Here is a 22845-nt window from a genome sequence, read left to right as displayed (position 1 = left end):
CCAACTAACCAATCAAAACCAGGGAATAGTAGCGGTTGCGCTTAATCCATAACTACTGAATCCCCCTTTAACCGGTTCTGTACGCAAATCCCCGTGTCGGATAAACAATTTGAACTGTTGCTGACTCGACAAACTCTTCATATTAAGAAAAGGTAAGTCGGTCCGCTGTTCAGCTTGCATCGCCAGTCGCTCAATCGCCTGTTCTTCAGTAAGCCAGCCTTTTTTCACTGAACGCCTTAACAGACGCTGGGGGTTACTTTTAACCTGCACACGGCTTACTACTCGCCAGCCCTTTATTTCTGGAACGGGAGTGACAGGTGAACATTGGCAATAGTCCGTTAGTCCTTTACGCCACGCTGAGGCTTCAAGCGCCTGTAATGTCTGGGCGCTACCATGCAAGCGTAAACGCGCTCCTGGCATAACATTTACGTCCGGGAAACTTACGCCGATATCGCCTTGCCCTCTTGCACCTAATGCCCGATGCAGTTTGGCAAATAACGCCGCCATCAACATTTCGCTCGAAAATTCAGGATCTGGTAGAACGAGGAGCTCAAGGTAGTGATCCATTGGCAGCTCCTTATTCCGATTTCTCACCAAAGACACCGCCGCGGATCAGCACAGCCATCACGTAGTGCTGCTGCTCAACGTCTGGTTTCATCCCTTTAGTCACCCAATTGTCCAGTAAGGTATAAAAGTCGAGTTTTTCTTTCGGTTGGCGGCAGGCCACACCGCGACTGGTTACAGAACCGTATGGTTCCACGGCGATAGCACCTAATTCATCCACTTTTGGATGCCAGGTATCGATGGTACGTAAAGCATTGCCAATCTTCTGAGAGTGGATACCGGCAATGCCAGCCACCTGGTATAACACGCGACTTTTGCTACTGTTGCTGTCGAGTACCAGCTCCTGCGACGGGAAAACTTCTTGCCCGGCGCCAAGACGAACCTGCGCTTCAACGGTAAGCATCACCCACTCTTTTCCGCTCAATCCTTGTTCAATCGTTGCCGCCAGTTTCGTGACGCTACTCTGGCCCTGTTCAAATTGACGTAAAGAGAAGCCATGGCTGTTAAAAGTCCATGATTTGTCGTTAGTGGTGACTTTCACCTGAATTTGTTCGGCACCGATACGGTTACGCCACAGAAAACGACCATTTGCCAGATTCAGGGCATAGCGAAGCGCCAACTCTTTAAAGCCATGTTCACTGATATAACCTTCAATAACGCCGGAAAGCGCCTCCTGATAGGCCATATCATTACATACTGAAGGTGAGGATAAATTACCCAGCACGCGCAGCGTAAACACCACTTTTAGCGTATCCGCATCTACCGGAAGCGAGGCTACATCTACCCGCTGCAAGTTGGCTTTTTGGATTTCTGCATTCAGCTTTAACGCATTACTGGAAATTGCATCTTTCAGGCGATTGGAGATGGTTCCGCGAACGGCTTTCTCCTGAATCTCAATAGGTTGCCATTCATTTCCTTGCCAGTTACCTGCGTACATCACCGCGTCAGAGGTTGCCAGTTTGCGCTCAAATGCCAGTACTGACGCCGTTTTTACTGCTACAGGGGCCTTTGCCATAATTATGTCCTTATTCTGTATCGTCATCTTCATTAATCGTAGGGTCATCAACGACTGGTATTGCCGAGCAATAGTAGCCAGTGTCCGTTGTACGGTAACGCCACATCAGCGGTTGCAAGCCAGTAATACGATGTAATCCGCGCCATTCGCCAATGCCATAAACTGCTTCGGCAAAGGCAAATGGTGTTGAGGTATCGCGCGCATTTTCAACTTCACCGGGTGCGTAAACAGGAGAAATGCGTTGGTAGCCACACATTAACGGTACCAGGAAACCAGGCATTGGCTTCGGCTGGTATACCCATTGTGCGCTGTTGTCTTCTGCCGGAGATTCGGCCTGATATTTAATCGCAGCAAAATCAAGCCAGGCATCAAGCAACGATATGTCGGGATGTTGTTGGTGATGTTCAGCCAGCCATTCACTGCGATCGTAAAGCGCATAGCCAGGCATTAAACGCCAGATGATTTTACGCAGTTGCTTTTCATCTTCAGGGGCATGAAAAAGCTGTGGTTCGCGCATGTCAACAATGCTGCCGCCCGCCAGTTTGTGGCTCTGGCAGAGCATTTTCAGATGGTCGCAAAGAGCTTTTCTGCCATATTCACCATTGGTAATTTCGCCATTACATTCAATCAGCAGAGAAACCGTCAGGTGCATACGGCCCTCTTCATTGAACGAGGCGGTTTTACCTTCTCTGGTTAATGGGTTACGGGTGAGAGCGAATTGAAAATCGCGCCCGGAGCTGTACGCCTGAATATGCTGTTCATGGCTTACTACCGCACAACCGTCAAAACTTACGCCAAATTCATCCACGACTTTTCGAGAAAGCGCATGGACATAACCGAGAAAATGGGTCATCGACGGGAATCCCCAGGTCAACCCGGAGACGGCGTTAGCGTTTTCGATGCGTAGATGGGGTAACAAGAGCAGATAACTCATTTCAGCGCCTCCTGCAAAACGGCTTCCATTTCACGCATCCGTTGAGTAAAAAGGGACTGACTGCGCCACTCCCTTTGCTCGACAGCACCGACATCGAAACGGGCTTTTTTTAGTCGGTAGTTCAGCCAGCGCGCGAAATCATCGGCTACCGTCTCTTGCCAGTCGTTTTTCTCACGCTCCTGTTTGAAAGTCTCATCTGAGAGGCTTCGCCACGGGTCCAGCCAAAGTTGTTGGTGGCGAGGTAAGTCTGGTGATTGCACGGACCATCCCTGCCATTTTTCTTGCTGAAATGAAGACGCCTGCATGAACAGCAGATCAATCAACTCATCAATATATTTCGCCCGCGCAGTTCGGATATGAACATTGTTTATGTCAACCTTCAGCAGGTAAGTCATCCGGGCTACGATGCCTGAAGCCGCCCGATTGAAATCGCCGCGTAGGGAAAAAATACTGCGCATGTTTTGTGGTGCGCGATCCAGCGTCTCCCAGGTAGGTGGCATTGATGGCAACAGCCAGACACGACCACCACGCACACTATTGAGCAGAGAAATATTCTGCGGTTTTGTGCCACCAAAATGCATTTCGGCAAGATTAGGAAACCGGATATCTGGCTGGGAGTGCCATTTTCCTGCTTTGCGGGCATCGCGAATGGCTTTCGATTCCTCACTAAAGCGAACAGCCGTTAGCTTTTCATACATCGCCTGCGCCAGTGAACTGGAAAACAGTGGGCATAACAGGTGATAACTATCTGCAACAGGGAAATAGATTTGTTTTGCCAGTTTATGGCTGGCAGGCTGTCCAGTTGTCCATGCCTGGCTAAACCCAGCTACCCACAACTCCAGTTGCGCTTTATCCTCTGCAAACGTACTTAATGCCTGATAATCACCACGCTTCAGGCTGGCAAGCAGTGAATCTCCGTTCACATCGGTTTGTAGCAACTTTGCGACGTCAAGTGCGGCTGCGTTACCAATCGCGTCAGTAGCGACATTCACCAACGATGCCGTGTTTAAATAGCTTTCGTTAGCGGAGGTTTCCAGATAAAAGCTACTGGCTTTAGAATCACCATGACTGAATTTAGCGCCATGAGTGACTAATTTGATTTGCCCGGCACGCTTTGCCGCATCCGTTAACCAGTTACGTGGCAGGTAGCGTGCTTCGAGTTCCTGTCGCTCCAGAGCGATAACGCTGGCGTCCTCGCCCTGCTCCAGTCGCTTTGCTGCTTCTTTTTCAAAGGCTTCGATTTTGGGTTGCCTTCGCGAAGCGATGTAGTCAGTTATAAATTGTATTAGCGCCGTTTTTTCCATCTCGGCTCCTTTCGTTAATCCATCAAATTGAAGTTGCTCCCTGACTTCACTGAAAAATCTCCGTAGCCCAACCAGGCTTCAGTACAACGACACACACAGCAAAAGGGGCAACGCCCGTGGTGATAATCATGGATAGTTCACCTAGAGGTATCTACGTTTCAATCTCGTTAAACCCATGCAATAACCAAGAGTGATATTACCATGCATAAAATATTTGCCACACAATGGTTTAATAACTAACATTCACGCACTGCCATCGGCAGCTAAGAAATAGAGGTATCTCCGGATACGGACTTGTAAACTGCCGCACAGGCAGCTCGCCCCCTATCACAGGTTGCGAAACACCCCTAACCACGGGTGATAACGCCAGTCATCGACCGCATCTTCTTCACTGACCGGTACTCTCACTTCAGCAAACATTTCTCCAACACGCTGTATTTCACAACCTTGCTTATCAGCTAAATTCAACAAAACGTGTCGGTAATCCATCACGCCCCAGCAAGCGACGCCGCTGGCGCATCTCACCTCTTCTCGCCTGAAATTCCCTTGCGCTTTACGCTCGTTGTCGCCCGTGCGGGAATAGAAACGCGCTTCGCTTTCTTCATCATCCATATGCAAAAAAAACACCGCCTCCGGCAAAGGGGAATAACGAAATGGCGTCTGGCGTTGCATCCAGCCGTTCCAGCTTAGCGGTGCACGCCACCATTGCGCCGCCACCACATGTTTGCTTTTACTGCTCATTAATTCGGCGGATAAACGACCATGCTCAAGCTCCGCCAGTTTGTTGTCATTATTGGCAGACAGGATCCGCGGCAAGGCGTTAATCGTCCGGTAGTCCGCGATCGGAATCAGCTCGCAAATATCGTGACTATTCAGCAAGTGTTCTTTTGTTTCGAAACCTGGTTTACAAAATGCGGGGGCTTTTTTCTGCAATGATTTGATGTTGCTACGCAAAATAACTAGATTCTCACTGGTCGGCACATTTCTACGGTGGCGCTGAATACGTCCGGCAAATTGAATAATCGAACGCATGGAGCTTGGTTCAATAATTCCCCAGTCCGCATCCCAGTCACGCCCCACTTCTATAACCGATGTCCCCAACACCACAAAAAGATGGTGCGATTCCGGACTGTTATGTAAGGCATCTGCGATATCTTCGTTGCTCCAGAAATCGAGTTCGTTATGACGAGTAAAAGCGCGATCCAGCCGCTTCTCAATATCTGAACGCACCGCCAGCGGGTGTCGGGAGTGGTAAACACAGTAATGAATGCAGACATCTTCTGGTGAAGGAATGGCAATCAGGGCTTTGGTCACCGCAACCAGTGGGTTGATATTCGCGAAACGCACCAGGCCCAGCGAAACGGTTTTACCGCTTTCGTGTCGCTGGCGATGCGCCTGATGCAACTTCAGCATTTGCGTATGCACCGTCTGGGCCACACTTTCGGTAACGTCTTGTATCGCGCTTGATGCAGATGAAATTGAAGCAACACGCCCGAAATGCAGTCGCTCTTTTTCAGCCAGCATCACCGCTCGCCGTGCAACAAATTTGGCATGTGCATCACGAAACCCAGGCCCGTCGCAAATTTGCGTTGCATCAGCATCTTTTTCATCAAACCAGGCACAGCAGATATTGACGGGCCTGCCGTTGGTACCACAAGACGTCTGCCACATTTTACGCCCGGCGAGATAAGCCGCGAACAACGCCTGAATCAGCCCTGGAGGTAGCGTCGCCGAGGAAAGTAATACCCGCGTTCCTAGCATCCCGGCCCAGTTCATCAAACGACATACCGCATGAAGATCGGCAATATCAAAGTCATCAGGTTCGTCGAGCACTAAATCGCTGGTTAACAGGCGCAACATCGCCGGAAGCTGTTTCCCGCCACGCACACCCTCGGTCGCAGAAATAAGATGATCAATCGTCGCGACCAGAATCGGTGCGCTAACTAACTCCTTAAGTTTGCTGTCATCCTTCAACCATTTTTCCAGCGCCCCGGTATGCAGGCTGCCTTCGTACTTAACGAACTGTTGCTCCTCTGTTGGCGACTCTTGTGAAGCACTTCCGTAATCATTGTCTATTTTTTCCTGCTGCCACAGTTGCTTAACTGCCGCCGAACCAATCAGTACCGCCAGCTCATCCTCACCCAGTCCAAGCCGACTGCGCAGAGCATCGCCGGTTTGCAAAGTCAGCGTGCGCAATCCCAGCGCAACGGTAAATCGGCACCCTTCTCGCTCGTCGGCAAGTGCATACATAATGCGGGCGTTCGCAAAGGTTTTACCACAACCCGTCGAGGCCATATTGACGCCGAAAAATCCCTCTTCACGACTTCGTTCACGTAGCGCTCGCGCCACATCCCAGGCTTTATCTTGCCAGCGATATTTCACATCTGTGGCCCGCTGGCTAAAACCTTTATGTCGGGCAATTGCCGGAAGCGATGCCCGTGTGTGCATCAGTTGCCGCCCAAGCAGATACGCATGATGCGCGACGCCCACAAGATGTTCGTCTACCCGTTGTTTGAGCGTGCCGCTTTGGCGATCGCTATTTGCCCAGACGATATATTCCGGGTCCTGCCATTTTTGCTGCGCGTTATTAGATGAATAGTAGTGATCGGCAAGCATCAGGCAAAAACGCGCCATATGTAAGGGGAACAACTGTTCCATCTGCCCGTATGTCTTTAAACCGAGCGCGTTGCTTGCCCGGCGAGAAATCTGACGCGCTTTTTCCCGCCAGCTCGCGCTTTGAAGCGGCGTTCCTGATGGAAACTGCCAGACTTGCTCAAAATCCTGTTGCGTCCAGTCATTTTTGCGGTGGTTAACGGCATTCCAGTCAGCATTCAGTTGCTTCTCCAGCCAACTTTCACACCCTTTGCATGATTGTTCCGGCTGTGAAGAAAGATTCTCCGGCATTCGATGATGGGAAAGGATCAGCCAACCTACCGTCTTGGCTAGCGGTTGCAGCGAACTGAATGGACTATTTGAAAAATGAGGTGTGTCTTTTTGTAGACGTTCAAGAATCGCAACTTCATCATCTGCCGTTAATTCCCCGAGTTTCTCCAGCCACACATCGTCTGGCTGTTCACCAACAAACGCCTGGAAAAGCCGCAGTGAGATCCATTCATGCCGATAAGGTTGATAACTGCGTGCGCTCTTATGGGTCAGGCTTTGCTGAAAGCTGCGTCCTGCTTTACCAAAATCATGAAACAACCCGGCGATAGCCGCCAGCAGCGCAATGCTCTCCGCGCATTGCCAGCGATTTTCTTCCTTGTTCACCAGGCTGGTTTGGGGTGTTCGATTCGTGGGAACGCGTCCCTGTGCATTAAAACGACGAATATTACCCACAATCCACATCAACTCCATTTGCCCGTTCTTCTTCAGCCAGTGACATGCCACTGCGGTATTTCGCCTTGCTGTTTTGCGCAGTAAACGGCGGAGTGTGTTAACGCCTTCCAGAGTAATCACCGTTTGCCATGCGGCATCACCGGTGCGTTCAGCAAACTGATCAATAATACGGCAGCTTTCCATGCGGGCGTTTTTTGTACAGCGCGAGATAATCAGAACATTCATTGATCAGCCTTAGCCAGTGCCTGGGCCGTATCTTGCAAAGAGGTGATCATGACATCCAGAGCATCTGCTTGTTGAAAGATATTGATGCAGCGTTGACGAAACTCCTGAGCATCTTCTCCCGCCATTGCGGCAATAAATGCTTGTGGCATAACCAGGGCATCTTTAATCAGATCGGCAAGGTCAAAAACGAGGCCGCCGCGACGTGTTTTACCGTGCATTACTGCTAAACCATGCGGGATCCCGGTTACCCACGCCGCCACTGCCGCCAGACCGTAAGCCAGATAATTACCCTGATCGAGGAAGCGGTTAGCCATATCAATCCCACCGCCCCGTTTTGCGCGAGTAAAGTCGCCATAGCCCACGGTTTGGCTCACCATTTTGTAGAGTGCTTTGGTCAATTTGGCCTCTACGAGCATAAGCTGCGCATGGTTTTCTGCCGCGTCTATTTCTTCACGAGTACGATTTAGTAGGGTCTGCAGTGCATTAGCATCAGGCTGAAAGGCGTGTTCACGCTGCATTTTCGCGCTGGTCCAGTGCTTATCGATATGTGTCAGGCGGATTAACTGAAAACGTTTCGCGGCGGCAAGTCGTTTATCTTCAGCAAACCAAAAAGAAACCCACTGCTGAAGATATTCAGTAGGACGATATTCGCTTTGCGGACTGAACCAGGAGACATCAACATCAACTTCATTTGCCGAATACAGCGGCGTGCCATCCGTCCCACAAAAGCCCACCATCACCCCGGCATGGGCAAATTCACGCATCGCCGCCTGAGTAACGGATGTTCCCATCCCCAACATCAATGCCGTGGTATTCGCAATGGGGATATTCCAGTAGTACGACTCCTTACCTTCACTGGTAATATATTCCACTCGCCCACCATTCACCTGCACCCGGCATTTTTCCAGATAATAAATATTGGCGCGTTTAGAGTGGAGAATGGTTTTGAGGTCAGATGGAGTAAGGTAATTGGAAGACATAAACACATCCTGTGATTATTTTTATTTGAAGGAGCTAGGATTAGTACAGCATTGATTTCTGTGCGAGAAATTGATTTCTATCGCAATTATCACAATTGTTATTGCACGTTGAGGCTAATGGTTCGGAGTTGAGAGCGCCATAACGCAGCTAAATTTCTGCCATCATCGTATTTGTGAAACTGCCTGTACGGCAGTGAACAAGAAGGCTCGTTCTGAAAAACTAATTTCCCGTTTTCTAAGCTGCCTGTACGGCAGTGAACGTGAAATGATTTGCCGCACCACTTGCAAACAATTTCTAAGCTGCCTGTACGGCAGTGAACAGGACAGAAAGATCATGCTTGTTCTGAGTGATTTTCTAAGCTGCCTGTACGGCAGTGAACAACACATGGCAGAACCAGGCGAAAACAAAGAATTTCTAAGCTGCCTGTACGGCAGTGAACCCTGACTGTTGTCCCTGGCTCTATGTCGCTCATTTCTAAGCTGCCTGTACGGCAGTGAACTAGAGATGCTCAATCTGCTGATTATTCGGGGCTTTCTAAGCTGCCTGTACGGCAGTGAACAGGCTCGTCCGTTGCCGCTGCTGGCACCATTTTTTCTAAGCTGCCTGTACGGCAGTGAACCCCGGCAGGTACGCGCAAAAACGCAGAGGAACTTTCTAAGCTGCCTGTACGGCAGTGAACGCAACGCTAGTTCGGCTGTATCCTGTCAGTTCTTTCTAAGCTGCCTGTACGGCAGTGAACCAAGAGGGGATGCAGACATTAACACTCCACCCTTTCTAAGCTGCCTGTACGGCAGTGAACGGTGATAACCTCCCGGACACCGAATCGGATCCTTTCTAAGCTGCCTGTACGGCAGTGAACATTCCCTCAAGCCATGCGCAGTGATTCAAGTCTTTCTAAGCTGCCTGTACGGCAGTGAACTCAAATACTACACGTTTAGCCCGTTGTTAATAAAGCAAAACCATCTCATTTTCCTGCTACAACCCTTTTTTATTCTTACCTTTCAGCAGCGTTAATTATCAACAACTTACCATCATCACCAAAAAAAGGGTCTGAACTTCCTCCACCCTATAAACAAAAAGTCCGTAACCCCTGACGAGATTACGGACTTCACCAACCTACTTAACAATCTGATTAATGCGCGGCTTCCGGTTTATGCTTTTGTGCACTCTGGAACCCGTAGGTCAGCTCATTTTTATCTTTACCCAGCGCGACTGTCACCTGGCCACCATCCACCAGCGAGCCAAACAGCAGTTCGTTAGCGAGCGGTTTTTTCAGGTTATCCTGAATCACACGTGCCATCGGACGCGCGCCCATCGCCCGGTCGTAACCTTTCTCAGCCAGCCAGTTACGCGCTTCCTGGCTCACTTCCAGAGAAACACCTTTCTGATCCAACTGAACCTGCAACTCGACGATAAACTTATCAACCACCTGGTGGATCACGTCTGTAGAGAGATGATCGAACCAGATAATGTTGTCGAGACGGTTACGGAACTCCGGCGTAAAGATCTTCTTGATCTCTTCCATCGCATCGGTGCTGTTATCCTGCTGGATAAGACCAATGGATTTACGCTCGGTTTCACGTACCCCGGCATTGGTGGTCATCACCAGTACCACGTTACGGAAATCGGCCTTGCGCCCGTTGTTATCGGTCAGCGTGCCGTTGTCCATCACCTGCAACAGAATATTGAATACGTCCGGATGCGCTTTCTCGATTTCGTCCAGCAGCAGCACCGCGTGCGGATGCTTGATGACCGCATCGGTCAACAGACCGCCCTGATCAAAACCAACGTATCCTGGAGGCGCACCAATCAGGCGGCTGACAGTATGACGTTCCATATATTCGGACATATCAAAGCGCAGAAGCTCAATACCCAGTGCTTTGGAAAGCTGTACCGTCACCTCGGTTTTCCCGACCCCGGTTGGACCAGCAAACAGGAATGAACCAACAGGTTTATGTTCGTGGCCTAAACCCGCACGCGCCATCTTAATGGCCTCGGTAAGCGCTTCAATGGCTTTATCCTGACCGAAGACCAGCATTTTCAGGCGATCGCCAAGATTTTTCAGCGTATCGCGGTCACTCTGAGAAACGCTCTTCTCAGGGATACGTGCAATACGGGCTACCACGGACTCGATATCCGCCACATTCACCGTTTTCTTGCGCTTGCTTACCGGCATCAAACGTGCGCGAGCGCCCGCTTCATCGATAACGTCAATCGCTTTGTCCGGCAGATGACGATCGTTAATGTATTTCACCGCCAGCTCCACCGCCGCACGCACCGCTTTCGCGGTATAACGCACATCGTGGTGCGCTTCGTACTTCGGTTTCAGGCCATTGATGATTTGCACAGTTTCTTCGATCGACGGTTCAGTAATATCGATTTTCTGGAAGCGACGCGCCAGAGCACGGTCTTTCTCGAAAATGTTGCTGAACTCCTGATAGGTCGTCGATCCAATCACGCGAATTTTACCGCTGGAGAGCAACGGTTTGATCAGGTTGGCTGCATCTACCTGCCCGCCAGACGCTGCGCCCGCTCCGATGATGGTATGGATTTCATCGATAAACAGGATGCTGTTAGTATCCTGCTCTAGCTGTTTGAGCAACGCTTTAAACCGTTTTTCAAAATCGCCGCGATATTTGGTGCCTGCTAACAGGGAGCCGATATCGAGAGAGTAAATCGTACAGTCAGCCATGATTTCCGGCACATCGCCCTGAACAATTCGCCAGGCAAGACCTTCAGCAATCGCAGTTTTACCGACGCCAGACTCCCCAACCAGCAGCGGGTTGTTTTTACGGCGGCGGCAGAGAACCTGAATGGCGCGCTCCAGTTCCTTCTCACGACCAATCAGCGGGTCAATTCCGCCCACGCGTGCAAGCTGGTTCAGATTAGTCGTGAAATTCTCCATACGGTCCTCCCCACCAGCTTGTTCTTCACTGCTCGGCTGGTTTCCTGGTTCAGAAGACTGAGATGGCTCGTCTTTACGCGTGCCATGAGAAATAAAGTTCACCACATCAAGACGGCTGACTTCATGTTTGCGCAACAGATACGCCGCCTGCGACTCCTGTTCACTAAAGATAGCGACCAGAACATTCGCTCCGGTAACCTCACTGCGTCCGGAGGACTGAACATGGAAGACCGCACGCTGCAATACACGCTGAAAACTCAAGGTCGGCTGCGTGTCGCGCTCCTCTTCACTGGCGGGCAGAACAGGTGTGGTTTGTTCAATAAAGGCTTCCAGTTCCTGACGGAGCGCAACCAGGTCCACGGAACACGCTTCCAGCGCCTCCCGGGCCGATGGGTTACTGAGCAATGCCAGTAACAAGTGCTCGACGGTCATAAACTCATGACGGTGCTCGCGCGCTCTGGCGAAAGCCATATTTAAACTGAGTTCCAGTTCTTGATTGAGCATAGGCACCTCCCCCAATTTTTATACCTGCATTCAGGCTTTTTCCAGCGTACACAGCAATGGATGCTCGTTCTCCCTTGCGTACTTGTTCACCATCGCCACTTTGGTTTCTGCAACCTCAGCGGTAAAGACTCCGCAAATGGCCTTCCCCTGGTAGTGAACAGCAAGCATCAATTGCGTTGCACGTTCTACATCATAAGAAAAGAATTTTTGTAACACGTCAATAACAAACTCCATTGGAGTGTAATCATCATTGACTAATATCACTTTATACATAGATGGCGGTTTTAGCGCGTCGCGAACTTTTTCTTCCGCCAGTTGATCAAAGTCCAGCCAGTCGTTCGTTTTACCCATTGTCAGTTATCATCTTCGGTTACGGTTACCGGCAGAACGCTCTGCCGCTGACAAGAGCGTATTTGCCTGACCAATCTACTCCACATGATAGATAATTATCATCTATCGTTGGTATAAGCGACATCAGTGACATTACTGTCAATAGCGTTAACTGCTTCAAATTTTTGATGCATACCTACCCCCTGGCCCCTGTCAAACGCTTGACGACTCGCCCCATTTCTCTAAATTGTATTTCAAGAGTTGGCGAGGTTTTGAACTGCCCCCTCTCTGACCCCGGTTTATTCCATCTTACTTATATAAGATTTGCGAAGGATGTCGAAGCATGGAAAAGGGTACTGTTAAGTGGTTCAACAACGCCAAAGGGTTCGGTTTCATCTGCCCTGAAGGCGGTGGCGAAGATATTTTCGCTCATTATTCCACCATCCAGATGGATGGTTACAGAACGCTAAAAGCTGGACAACCCGTTCAGTTTGATGTCCACCAAGGGCCAAAAGGCAATCACGCCAGTGTTATTGTGCCCGTCGAAGTAGAAGTAGCAGTCGCATAGCTCTTCTGTCTCATTGTGTACATCCTAAAGGCAAAATGCCAGCCCGATCGGCTGGCATTTTTATCTCAAAAATCACTCTCGCGCCAAAGCATCCACTGGATCCAGCCGTGCCGCATTTCGTGCAGGTAGCCAGCCAAATAAAATGCCCGTAACGGTTGAGCATAAAAACGCCAGCAGCAACGCCAGTGGAGAAAAACCTATCTCCCAGCCGGGTAAAAAAAGCTGTAGGGTGAAGGCAATTAACAGCGACAGCATTATCCCCATCGCGCCGCCCACCAGGCAAACCAGCACGGCTTCAATCAGAAATTGTTGCAGAACATCGCTGGCACGCGCGCCAACAGCCATGCGAATACCAATTTCCCGCGTCCGCTCCGTTACTGATACCAGCATAATATTCATAACGCCAATGCCGCCTACCACCAGCGAAATCACCGCCACCAGAGTCAGAAACAGTTGTAAAGTACGTGTGGTTTTTTCGACTGTTTTCAAGACGCCGTCCATGTTCCAGGTAAAGAAGTCTTTTTTGCCATGGCGCAGCGACAACAAACGGGTGAGTTGTTGTTCCGCTTCGGTGCTGTCAAAGCCTTCTTTTACTCTTACAGTGATGGAGTTCAGCCACGACTGGCCCATAACCCGCCCGGACATTGTGCTGTAAGGTAACCAGACGCGCAGCACTTTACTGCTACCAAACATCGACTGTTTTTCTTCCGCCACGCCGATGACTCTCGCAGGCATATTACCAACCAGAATGACCTCACCAATCACATCGGCCTTATGCGGGAAAAGCTGGCGGCGGGTGTTACTGTCGAGAACCACCACCTGTGCGCGGCCGTTCAGTTGCTCCTGATTAAAGGTATTCCCTTCGCTGAAGGTCATGCCGTAGACATTGAAATAATCGCCGCTCACACCGTTGGCGCTGGCGGCAACATCAACATTGTTATAACGCAGGCGAAGGTTTTGCGAGACGGCGGGCGTGGCAGAGGCGACCCACGGTTGTTTTTGGATGGCGATTAAGTCGTCGTACTTTAGCGCCTGCTGATATTGCGGATCGTCATCGCCAAAATCTTTCCCGGGATAGACATCAATAGTATTCGTACCAATAGAACGAATATCCGCCAGCACCATTTGTTTGGCGGCATCGCCCACCACGACGATAGAAACCACCGACGCAATACCAATAATAATCCCCAGCATGGTCAGTAAGGTGCGCATTTTATTCGCTGCCAGCGCCCGCCACGCCATCGTCAGCGCCTCATTAAAACCACTGACGAATTGCCGCCAGCCAGACGCCGTTTTGACTATCGATTCCGTCCCCGTGGCGGCATTCACCTTTTCAATGGCGGGAGGATTACGCACAATTTCGCCGTCGCGAATTTCGATTACCCGCTCCGCCTGAGCCGCAACCTGTGGATCGTGGGTAACGATAATCACCGTGTGCCCGCGATCGCGCAACTGATGCAATATCGCCATCACCTCTTCGCCAGAATGGCTGTCCAGTGCGCCGGTAGGTTCATCGGCGAGGATCACCTGCCCACCGTTCATTAACGCACGAGCAATACTGACACGCTGCTGCTGGCCACCGGAAAGCTGGGCCGGATAATACTCTGCACGGTCTTCCAGCCCCAGTCGTTGCAGCAACTCCTGAGCGCGCAGCAATCGCTGTTTCCGCTCAAGACCAGCATAGACGGCGGGTACTTCAACGTTCTGCTCGGCGGTTAAGTGCGAAAGCAAATGGTAACGCTGGAAAATAAAGCCGAAATGCTCGCGACGAAGCTGCGCCAGCGCATCGGCGTCCAGCGTGGCAACATCCTGGCCGGCAACGCGATAGGTTCCACTGGTCGCTTTATCCAGGCAGCCGAGAATATTCATCAGGGTCGATTTACCGGAGCCCGAAGCACCGACAATTGCCACCATCTCACCTGCATAAATATCCAGGCTGATGCCCTTTAGCACCTCAACCTGCTCGTCTCCAGCAGGATAGCTACGGCGAATATCCTTTAGTTCGAGCAAGGGCGTCATTGTGCAGCTCCTGGTTTGGCCTCACCAATCACCACTTCATCGCCCGCTTCCAGTCCTTTGACAATCTCAACATCGGTGTCGTTGCGCGCGCCAATCGTCACTTCGCGCTCGCGTATTTCGCCATTACGCAGCAGTTTGATTTTATAACGGTTATCACCAACCGAATCCCCCAGTGCCGACAACGGAATGGTGAGTACGTTTTTCACATCAGTGAGTTGAATGTGGACTTGCGCAGTCATATCCAGGCGCAGTAAACCATTGGGGTTTGGCACTTCAAAACGGGCGTAGTAGAAAATGGCGTCGTTGACCTTTTCTGGCGTCGGCAGCACATCTTTAATCTGTCCCTCGTAGCGCGTCAGCGGATCGCCAAGCACGGTGAACCAGGCTTTTTGACCGGGTTTCAGGTGAATGACATCTGCTTCCGACACCTGCGCTTTTACCAACATGGTACTCATATCTGCCAGCGTCAGAATGTTTGGCGCTTGTTGTGCGGCAATTACCGTCTGCCCTTGCAGAGTGGTGATTTGCGTAACTTCACCTGCCATCGGGGCAACGATGCGGGTGTAATCGAGATTCGTTTTCGCCGTGTCGAGTGACGCCTGATTCCGTTTGATTTGCGCGTCGATAGTACCTATTTGCGCCTGTTTAACTGCCATCTCCGTCGCTGCGGTGTCGAGATCCTGTTGCGAAACCGCCTGCGTTTGCGCCAGTCGTTGCTGGCGTGAGTATGTCACCCGTGCCAGTTTCAGTTCTGCTTCTGCCTGTTGCCTTTGCGCACGCAACTCCATCAGTGTCGCTTCCACTTCCTTGATCTGGTTTTCAGCCTGTTCAGGATCAATAACCCCTAAAAGCTGGTCTTTTTTTACTTTATCGCCAATCGCCACCGACAGCGTTTTCAACTGACCGCTGACCTGCGCGCCCACGTCAACCTTACGCAGCGCGTCCAGCTTTCCGGTCGCCAGCACGCTTTGCTGCAAATCACCGGGGCGGACAATCAATGTCTGATAAGTCGGCACGGGCGCGTTGAGTGTTCTCCACAACGCAATCAGCGCAGCGATGACTATCACCAGCACAATAGCGTAACGCTTCTTAAGGTTTTTTCGCTTTTTCATAAATACTCTGAATGCTCCATATGCGCGCACGGGGCTGCCAACTTCAACGAAACATCAACAAAAATCTAAAATTTACGTTAGTAATTATACGATTGATGTTTGGTTAAGATGCCCGATGGTGAAATCGGTGTTACGTATAATCATTGATTTTATGAATATGTCTCAGATCACTGAACGAGCATTTACACCATCTGAATCTCTTAGCAGCATGTCTCTTTTCCTTAATCTGGCAGGGGGTCAGTGGCGGCCGGGTAAATTCTGGCATCGCCGTCGGTTTCGCCAGAAATTTTTGCTGCGCTCTTTGATTATGCCGCGTTTAAGCGTTGAGTGGATGAACGAACTCTCCCAATGGCCTAATCTCAGAACGCTGTTAACGCGTCAGCCGCGCCTGCCGGTTCGCCTGCATCGCCCTTACCTTGCCGTGAATATGACCCGTAAGCAATTGCTGGAGGCGTTACGTTACCATTATGCGTTGCTGCGCGCGTGCATGTCGGCGGAAGAGTTCAGCTTATATTTGAACACCCCGGGACTGCAACTTGCGAAGCTGGAAGGAAAAAACGGCGAGCAGTTCACGCTTGAACTGACCATGATGATCTCAATGGATAAGGAAGGTGACAGCACAATTCTGTTCCGCAACAGCGAAGGTATTCCTCTGGCGGAGATCACATTTACACTGTGTGAGTATCAGGGGAAAAGGACGTTATTTATAGGCGGGCTGCAAGGCGCGAAATGGGAAATTCCACACCAACAGATCCAGAATGCGACGAAAGCCTGCCACGGGCTATTTCCCAAACGACTCGTGATGGAAGCGGTCTGCCTCTTCGCCCAACGCTTACAGGTCGAACAAATTATTGCTGTCAGCAATGAAACACATATTTACCGCAGCCTGCGTTATCGCGATAAGGAAGGAAAAATCCATGCTGACTATAACGCGTTCTGGGAATCGGTCGGTGGCGAATGCGACGCTGAACGCCATTACCGCCTTCCAGGTCAGATAGCACGAAAAGAGATTGTGGATCTCGCCAGTAAAAAACGGGCTGAATACCGTCGACGCTACGAGATGCTTGACGCTATTCAGCCGCAGATGGCAAGGATGTTTTGCGGTTAATCAGCCCGACCGCGCGCCAGCCACAGCACGCGTGAGAACATTTTTTTCAGCAGCGTCGGTACGGAGTCCACACCACGACGTCCGGCCTCCATTGCCACTTCAATGGCAAGGTCGGGCTTGGAAGAGCGATGGATCGCTTTTGAAATAATTTTGCGCAAATTCATCGGCACGTTTTCCGGGATCTGCGCCACGCGATGGAACACGTCGGAAAACCCCTGGCGATACATAAAATGTTCCATATCCAGCGCCGGTAACGTTGTCAAATGTTCACGTTCAGCTTCGCGATCGTTATTCAGCAGGCTGCGCACCGTTGCGGCATATTTCTTCCCGGCTTCATCGCCATCGACCAGCACATGCCACTCAATCCCCATCCGCCGGGCAAATTTCACCAGTGGTTTTAGCCCGGACTGAGCAAACTCAATGACCTTAATCCCTTCGGCATCGAAATGGTGTCCACACTGGCGCGCCAGTTCGTTGATAACCCAGGTTTCTGTTTCCCCTTCCACCAGCAACCAGCAGCGAGCAAACAGCGATGACGGACGATTAAAACGAATGTGAAAAGAGATGCGGCGGCTGTCTTCGGTGCTCAAGCCACTTGGCCCCAGACGCCAGGCGGCAACACGAGAAGATTCACGCACCAGGCGGCAAACATGTTCCACTGGAGTTAACGAAAGCAGCTCGCCAGAGTTGGTGGTAGCAATACGTTGTAAAGGCAAAAGATTCAACAGATGCCAGGCAACGGAAAGCATAATCGGATGCAGGCGGGTTTCTGGATCTTCAATTAGCAATAACGGACGCGCGTCTTTATCCAGTCGCAATGACCCTTTTGCCTGCAATAAAGTGGCAAACAGACCGAGTAAAATGACCCGATACGAACGCCCCCCTGGTCTGTCAATCATCCGGTTGATGATATCAAGGTAACGCCAGCTCCGTTGCTCATTGCTGGCTCGCCGACGCATTAAGCGATATCTCGCCTGCCCGGCCCCTTGCTCCGAGAAATAATGCTCAAGCAGTTGCACCATTGCCGAAAGCCCCTGGCGAATCTGCCCATCGGAGAGATTTTGCGGGTGTGAGGATAACTCGCGGGCGAGAAAATCCAACTGGCGCGCGGTGACTTCCACATTGGGTACATTTGGTACAGTTCCATTGCGAATGCGGCGCATAAAACGGGCGTCGCGCAAACGCAGAACCGGCATTAAACGCACCACATGACGCGCCTGATCGTTAATATCTTCGACATCAATCGGATGACCGTCTTTATCAAGAAAGCTGCGTAACGTCATCACGCTACCGTCTTCCGCACTTTCCCCTTCCAGGCGATAAAAAATGCGGTGATAACCATCAGTGCATGGCGTCCAGCACGCTTCCAGCGGACGATAACGGCGCACCCGATGCCGTCCTGGCTGCAACTCACGAAAGGTCAGAATGATATGCAAATGATGTTCTCGCCCGTTGATATCCCCCGGCGGAAACCAGAAATCATCGCGCTCAAAATGGTAGAGATCTGACTCTGGCGATAACAGCAGGGTTAAGGCGTCCAGTAAACTGGATTTACCCCACGCGTTCTCCCCAATCAGGACGTTGTTTTGTTCCAGCATCAATGACAATCGATTAATGCCGCGAAAGCCCACAATTTCAACGCGCTCAAGAATCATATCCCCTCCAGAAATATGTAACTTATCCTTTACCCCAGCAGTATAACGAGAAAGGCTGTAGCAATACGTGATGACATCACAATTAAGCATGGCAAATGTCTGAAAAATGAGCGAATAATTGTGTCAGATGCCTTCTCGCTGATTTCTCCCGAAAAAACAATGAAATCAAATAATTAACCTTGTGGATTATTTTTATTACCTCCAAAGGTTTAATTTCGTGGTTTGCACTACACTGTCAATCAGGCAAATGACTATATGAGGGAACTGACTATTGCCCTAAATCAAAATTACTGGATTTATTTATCTGGCGAATAGCTCGTCTTCGTTTTTAAAATACCCACGCATTATTTCTGTCGTCACTTTTTTACGACGACCCGATAAAACGACCATATTTTTCACAGGGTCAATTTTTAATTGAGGTGGATATGTTCAGAAAATTAGCAGCAGAATGTTTTGGCACTTTCTGGCTTGTATTTGGTGGCTGCGGTAGCGCAGTGCTTGCAGCAGCATTCCCGGAATTAGGTATTGGCTTTGCCGGTGTTGCACTGGCGTTTGGTCTGACCGTGCTGACCATGGCCTTCGCTGTCGGTCATATTTCTGGTGGTCATTTTAACCCGGCGGTCACTATTGGTTTATGGGCTGGTGGCCGTTTCCCGGCAAAAGAAGTCGTTGGTTACGTGGTAGCCCAGGTTATCGGCGGTATTGTTGCGGCGGCACTGCTGTATTTAATCGCCAGCGGTAAAGCTGGGTTTGACGCAGCGGCCAGCGGCTTTGCTTCTAACGGTTATGGTGAGCATTCACCGGGCGGCTATTCCATGCTTTCTGCACTGGTGGTTGAACTGGTATTGAGTGCCGGTTTCTTGCTGGTGATCCACGGTGCAACCGACAAATACGCGCCGGCAGGCTTTGCGCCGATCGCGATTGGTCTGGCGTTAACCTTGATTCACTTAATCAGTATTCCGGTGACTAACACTTCCGTTAACCCGGCGCGCAGCACCGCAGTTGCCATCTTCCAGGGCAGCTGGGCGTTAGAACAGCTGTGGTTCTTCTGGGTAGTGCCAATTGTCGGCGGTATTATCGGTGGTCTGATTTACCGGACCCTGCTGGAAAAACGCGATTAATTAGCATTGGCATTTTATCTGCCCTGATTGTTTTATCATCGACGTTACAAACCGCACGGGTGTTGGTGGCGTCAAAGTCGCTGAAGCGTTCCCCGAAGGCCGGGGCAGCCCACATGGATGTGGGCTGAGGGCGCGTCTTACAGGGACGTTACCTCGCGCCCGACCCGGTAGCCGAAGGGGATAAGCTGAAGGTACCGCGCAGCGGCGATTTTGTTCGCCAGAGCCCGGGGGTGCAGGGGGCGGCGGCGATTGGCCGCCCCCTGCGTGCTCCCTGCGCCAGTGGCTTTATATGGCATTGCACATGAAAGGAGCGCAACAATGCTAAACACTCATAGAGAATTAAAAATCCCCCTCTGATGAATAACATTTCCTTTTAATTGCAACTTTACTCGTCCTTCCGCTTTCAGTAGTGTGTCATCGCGCATTTCGACTTCTTCTTTGCAAGGACTGGGTTTTCATGTTTTCTGGGCTGTTAATCATTCTGGTTCCCCTGATTGTGGGTTACCTCATTCCGCTTCGCCAAAAAGCTGCGTTAAAACGCATTAATCAGCTATTAAGCTGGATGGTTTATCTCATTCTCTTTTTTATGGGTATCAGTCTGGCGTTTCTCGATAATCTCGCCAGTAACCTGTTGGCGATTCTGCATTATTCCGCTGTCAGTATTACCATTATTTTACTGTGCAATATTGTCGCCTTGCTGTGGCTGGAACGCGGTTTGCCGTGGCGCAATAGCCACCAGCAAGAGAAATTGCCGTCGCGTATTGCGATGGCACTGGAATCGCTGAAACTGTGTGCCGTCGTGGTGATTGGTTTTGCTATTGGCCTTAGCGGATTAGGTTTTTTACAGCACGCTACCGAAGCCAGCGAATACACGTTAATTCTGTTACTTTTCCTCGTCGGTATTCAGCTGCGTAACAATGGCATGACCTTAAAGCAGATTGTCCTTAATCGCCGGGGAATGATTGTCGCCGTGGTGGTGGTTGCCAGTTCTTTAATTGGCGGTTTAATTAACGCCTTTATTCTTGATCTCCCCATCAATACCGCGCTGGCAATGGCCTCCGGTTTCGGCTGGTATTCTCTTTCCGGTATTTTGTTGACCGAATCTTTTGGTCCGGTAATCGGGAGCGCGGCGTTCTTCAATGATTTAGCGCGTGAGTTGATCGCCATTATGTTGATCCCTGGCCTGATTCGCCGTAGCCGCTCTACTGCACTGGGCTTATGCGGTGCCACATCAATGGATTTCACCCTGCCCGTTCTTCAGCGTACAGGTGGGCTGGATATGGTCCCGGCAGCGATTGTTCACGGTTTTATTCTCAGCCTGTTAGTGCCGATCCTCATCGCCTTTTTCTCCGCATAATACCTCTCTGGCGGTAGATCCCTGCCGCCAAAATTGCGCTAAATCAATCTCCCTTAAAGTTGCATGAAAAATCCCTTTTATCCCCGCGTTAAGCGACTTAACCTTAAACATGTATATTAAATATAACTTTAAAAGGTGTGATCATGTTTTGTGTGCAATGTGAACAAACTATCCGTACTCCGGCAGGAAACGGCTGCTCATACGCGCAGGGGATGTGTGGTAAAACGGCGGAAACCTCTGACCTTCAGGATTTACTCATCGCGGCGCTGCAGGGGCTTTCTGCCTGGGCTTTAAAAGCGCGTGAATACGGCATTATCAACCACGATGTAGACAGCTTCGCGCCGCGCGCATTTTTCTCAACCCTGACCAACGTTAACTTCGATTCTCCGCGTATTGTCGGCTACGCTCGTGAAGCGATTGCCCTGCGCGAGGCGCTGAAAGCACAATGCCTGGCTGTAGATGCCAACGCCTGCGTCGATAACCCGATGGCTGACCTGCAACTGGTGAGCGATGATCTCGGCGAACTGCAACGTCAGGCAGCTGAATTTACGCCAAATAAAGATAAAGCCGCGATTGGCGAAAACATTCTCGGCCTGCGTCTGCTGTGTCTGTATGGCCTGAAAGGTGCGGCGGCCTATATGGAACACGCCCACGTTCTCGGTCAATACGACAACGATATTTACGCCCAGTACCATAAAATCATGGCGTGGCTGGGGACCTGGCCTGCCGATATGAACGCGCTTCTTGAGTGTTCAATGGAAATCGGCCAGATGAACTTCAAAGTGATGAGCATTCTGGATGCAGGCGAAACCGGTAAATACGGTCACCCGACGCCAACCCAGGTCAACGTCAAAGCGACGGCGGGCAAATGTATCCTGATTTCCGGTCACGATCTCAAAGATCTCTACAACCTGCTGGAACAGACCGAAGGTACGGGCGTTAATGTCTACACCCACGGCGAAATGCTGCCTGCTCACGGCTACCCAGAGCTGCGTAAATTTAAACATCTGGTCGGTAACTACGGCAGCGGCTGGCAGAATCAGCAAGTGGAGTTCGCTCGCTTCCCTGGCCCTATCGTGATGACTTCGAACTGCATCATCGATCCAACCGTAGGGGCTTATGACGATCGTATCTGGACCCGCAGCATCGTTGGCTGGCCGGGCGTGCGTCATCTGGATGGCGAAGATTTCTCTGCGGTCATTGCCCAGGCGCAACAAATGGCGGGCTTCCCGTACAGCGAAATTCCGCACCTGATCACCGTGGGCTTTGGTCGTCAAACGCTGCTTGGCGCTGCGGATACGCTGATTGATCTGGTAAGCCGTGAAAAACTGCGTCATATCTTCCTGCTTGGTGGCTGTGACGGCGCACGCGGCGAACGTCACTACTTCACCGATTTCGCCACCAGCGTGCCGGATGACTGCCTGATCCTGACCCTCGCCTGCGGTAAATATCGCTTTAACAAACTCGAGTTTGGCGATATCGAAGGTCTGCCGCGTCTGGTGGATGCTGGTCAGTGTAACGATGCTTACTCAGCGATTATTCTGGCTGTCACTCTGGCAGAAAAACTGGGCTGTGGGGTGAACGATCTGCCGCTGTCGCTGGTGCTCTCCTGGTTTGAACAGAAAGCGATTGTCATTCTGGTGACACTGCTTTCTCTGGGCGTGAAAAATATCGTCACCGGCCCGACTGCACCTGGTTTCCTGACACCAGATCTGCTGGCGGTGCTGAACGAGAAATTCGGCCTGCGTTCTATCACCACTGTTGAAGAAGACATGAAGCAACTGTTGAGCGCGTAAGGAGTTTGTCG

General features: G+C 50.8%; 17 protein-coding genes and 1 CRISPR repeat array. Of the genes, 5 read left to right on the top strand and 12 right to left on the bottom strand.

Features of this window, described 5'->3' with window-relative positions:
• Positions 1-12 precede the first annotated feature (12 nt).
• From cas6f to FEK66_RS26000, 9 genes are all read right to left on the bottom strand, one after another.
• The gene (gene cas6f / locus FEK66_RS13290; RefSeq protein ID WP_138211476.1) at positions 13-567 is read right to left on the bottom strand and encodes a type I-F CRISPR-associated endoribonuclease Cas6/Csy4; all 555 of its coding nucleotides are present in this window, start codon (positions 565-567) and stop codon (positions 13-15) included.
• 10 nt (positions 568-577) lie between these two features.
• A complete protein-coding gene (csy3, locus tag FEK66_RS13285; RefSeq protein WP_138211475.1) occupies positions 578-1579 on the bottom strand; it encodes a type I-F CRISPR-associated protein Csy3 in 1002 nt (333 codons plus the stop codon).
• 10 nt (positions 1580-1589) lie between these two features.
• On the bottom strand, positions 1590-2513 hold the full coding sequence (gene csy2 / locus FEK66_RS13280) for a type I-F CRISPR-associated protein Csy2 (protein ID WP_131162679.1): 924 nt from the start codon (positions 2511-2513) through the stop codon (positions 1590-1592).
• Entirely contained in the window at positions 2510-3817 is a 1308-nt protein-coding gene (gene csy1 / locus FEK66_RS13275) for a type I-F CRISPR-associated protein Csy1 (protein ID WP_131162678.1), read from the bottom strand. The genes csy2 and csy1 overlap by 4 nt, the downstream gene beginning before the upstream one ends.
• 327 nt (positions 3818-4144) lie before the next feature.
• A complete protein-coding gene (cas3f, locus tag FEK66_RS13265; protein ID WP_131162677.1) occupies positions 4145-7378 on the bottom strand; it encodes a type I-F CRISPR-associated helicase Cas3f in 3234 nt (1077 codons plus the stop codon).
• Positions 7375-8358 carry a type I-F CRISPR-associated endonuclease Cas1f gene (cas1f, locus tag FEK66_RS13260; protein WP_131162676.1) on the bottom strand — a complete coding sequence of 328 codons (984 nt, stop codon included), beginning with the start codon at positions 8356-8358 and terminating at the stop codon, positions 7375-7377. Before cas1f ends, cas3f begins: the two co-directional genes overlap by 4 nt.
• Before the next feature lie 171 nt (positions 8359-8529).
• A CRISPR array of direct repeats spans positions 8530-9278; the repeat unit is 28 nt; unit sequence TTTCTAAGCTGCCTGTACGGCAGTGAAC.
• Positions 9279-9491: 213 nt separating this feature from the next.
• The gene (gene clpA / locus FEK66_RS13255) at positions 9492-11768 is read right to left on the bottom strand and encodes an ATP-dependent Clp protease ATP-binding subunit ClpA (RefSeq protein WP_135493620.1); all 2277 of its coding nucleotides are present in this window, start codon (positions 11766-11768) and stop codon (positions 9492-9494) included.
• Positions 11769-11798: 30 nt separating this feature from the next.
• Positions 11799-12119 carry an ATP-dependent Clp protease adapter ClpS gene (clpS, locus tag FEK66_RS13250; protein ID WP_000520781.1) on the bottom strand — a complete coding sequence of 107 codons (321 nt, stop codon included), beginning with the start codon at positions 12117-12119 and terminating at the stop codon, positions 11799-11801.
• A 98-nt stretch (positions 12120-12217) separates the two neighbouring features.
• Positions 12218-12292 carry a hypothetical protein gene (locus FEK66_RS26000; protein ID WP_214251107.1) on the bottom strand — a complete coding sequence of 25 codons (75 nt, stop codon included), beginning with the start codon at positions 12290-12292 and terminating at the stop codon, positions 12218-12220.
• 149 nt (positions 12293-12441) lie between these two features.
• On the opposite strand from FEK66_RS26000, the gene cspD reads away from it, so the two are divergent.
• Positions 12442-12666, top strand: coding sequence for a cold shock-like protein CspD (cspD, locus tag FEK66_RS13245; protein ID WP_064530179.1), 225 nt, complete (start codon positions 12442-12444; stop codon positions 12664-12666).
• Between the two features lie 72 nt (positions 12667-12738).
• Here the strand turns inward: cspD and macB are convergent, their stop codons facing one another.
• Together macB and macA are read right to left on the bottom strand one after the other, a co-directional pair.
• Positions 12739-14685, bottom strand: a complete 1947-nt coding sequence (gene macB / locus FEK66_RS13240) for a macrolide ABC transporter ATP-binding protein/permease MacB (RefSeq protein WP_135492098.1) — start codon at positions 14683-14685, stop codon at positions 12739-12741.
• A complete protein-coding gene (macA, locus tag FEK66_RS13235) occupies positions 14682-15797 on the bottom strand; it encodes a macrolide transporter subunit MacA (protein ID WP_135493619.1) in 1116 nt (371 codons plus the stop codon). The genes macB and macA overlap by 4 nt, the downstream gene beginning before the upstream one ends.
• A 151-nt stretch (positions 15798-15948) precedes the next feature.
• Between macA and FEK66_RS13230 the strand changes: the two genes are divergently transcribed.
• Positions 15949-16905 (top strand): VirK/YbjX family protein, encoded by a 957-nt coding sequence (locus FEK66_RS13230; protein ID WP_138211481.1) that lies wholly within the window; start codon positions 15949-15951, stop codon positions 16903-16905.
• On the opposite strand, the gene FEK66_RS13225 is transcribed toward FEK66_RS13230, so the two are convergent.
• Positions 16902-18560 (bottom strand): ATP-dependent endonuclease, encoded by a 1659-nt coding sequence (locus FEK66_RS13225; RefSeq protein ID WP_130205249.1) that lies wholly within the window; start codon positions 18558-18560, stop codon positions 16902-16904. The two genes, FEK66_RS13230 and FEK66_RS13225, sit on opposite strands and share 4 nt — an antisense overlap.
• Positions 18561-18985: 425 nt before the next feature.
• Between FEK66_RS13225 and aqpZ the strand changes: the two genes are divergently transcribed.
• The 3 genes from aqpZ (at position 18986) to hcp (ending at position 22834) form a co-directional block, all read left to right on the top strand.
• Positions 18986-19681: an aquaporin Z gene (gene aqpZ / locus FEK66_RS13220; RefSeq protein WP_135493618.1), complete on the top strand. Its 696-nt coding sequence runs from the start codon at positions 18986-18988 to the stop codon at positions 19679-19681.
• Positions 19682-20138: 457 nt separating this feature from the next.
• Positions 20139-21038, top strand: coding sequence for an L-lysine exporter LysO (gene lysO, locus FEK66_RS13210; protein ID WP_135493617.1), 900 nt, complete (start codon positions 20139-20141; stop codon positions 21036-21038).
• A 143-nt stretch (positions 21039-21181) separates the two neighbouring features.
• Positions 21182-22834: a hydroxylamine reductase gene (gene hcp, locus FEK66_RS13205; RefSeq protein ID WP_135493616.1), complete on the top strand. Its 1653-nt coding sequence runs from the start codon at positions 21182-21184 to the stop codon at positions 22832-22834.
• Positions 22835-22845: the final 11 nt, after the last annotated feature.

Source organism: Escherichia sp. E1130, from assembly GCF_005781065.1.
Lineage (GTDB): Bacteria > Pseudomonadota > Gammaproteobacteria > Enterobacterales > Enterobacteriaceae > Escherichia.
The sequence above is the reverse complement of the archived record's forward strand: the minus strand, read 5'-3'. Positions and strand labels throughout refer to the sequence as shown.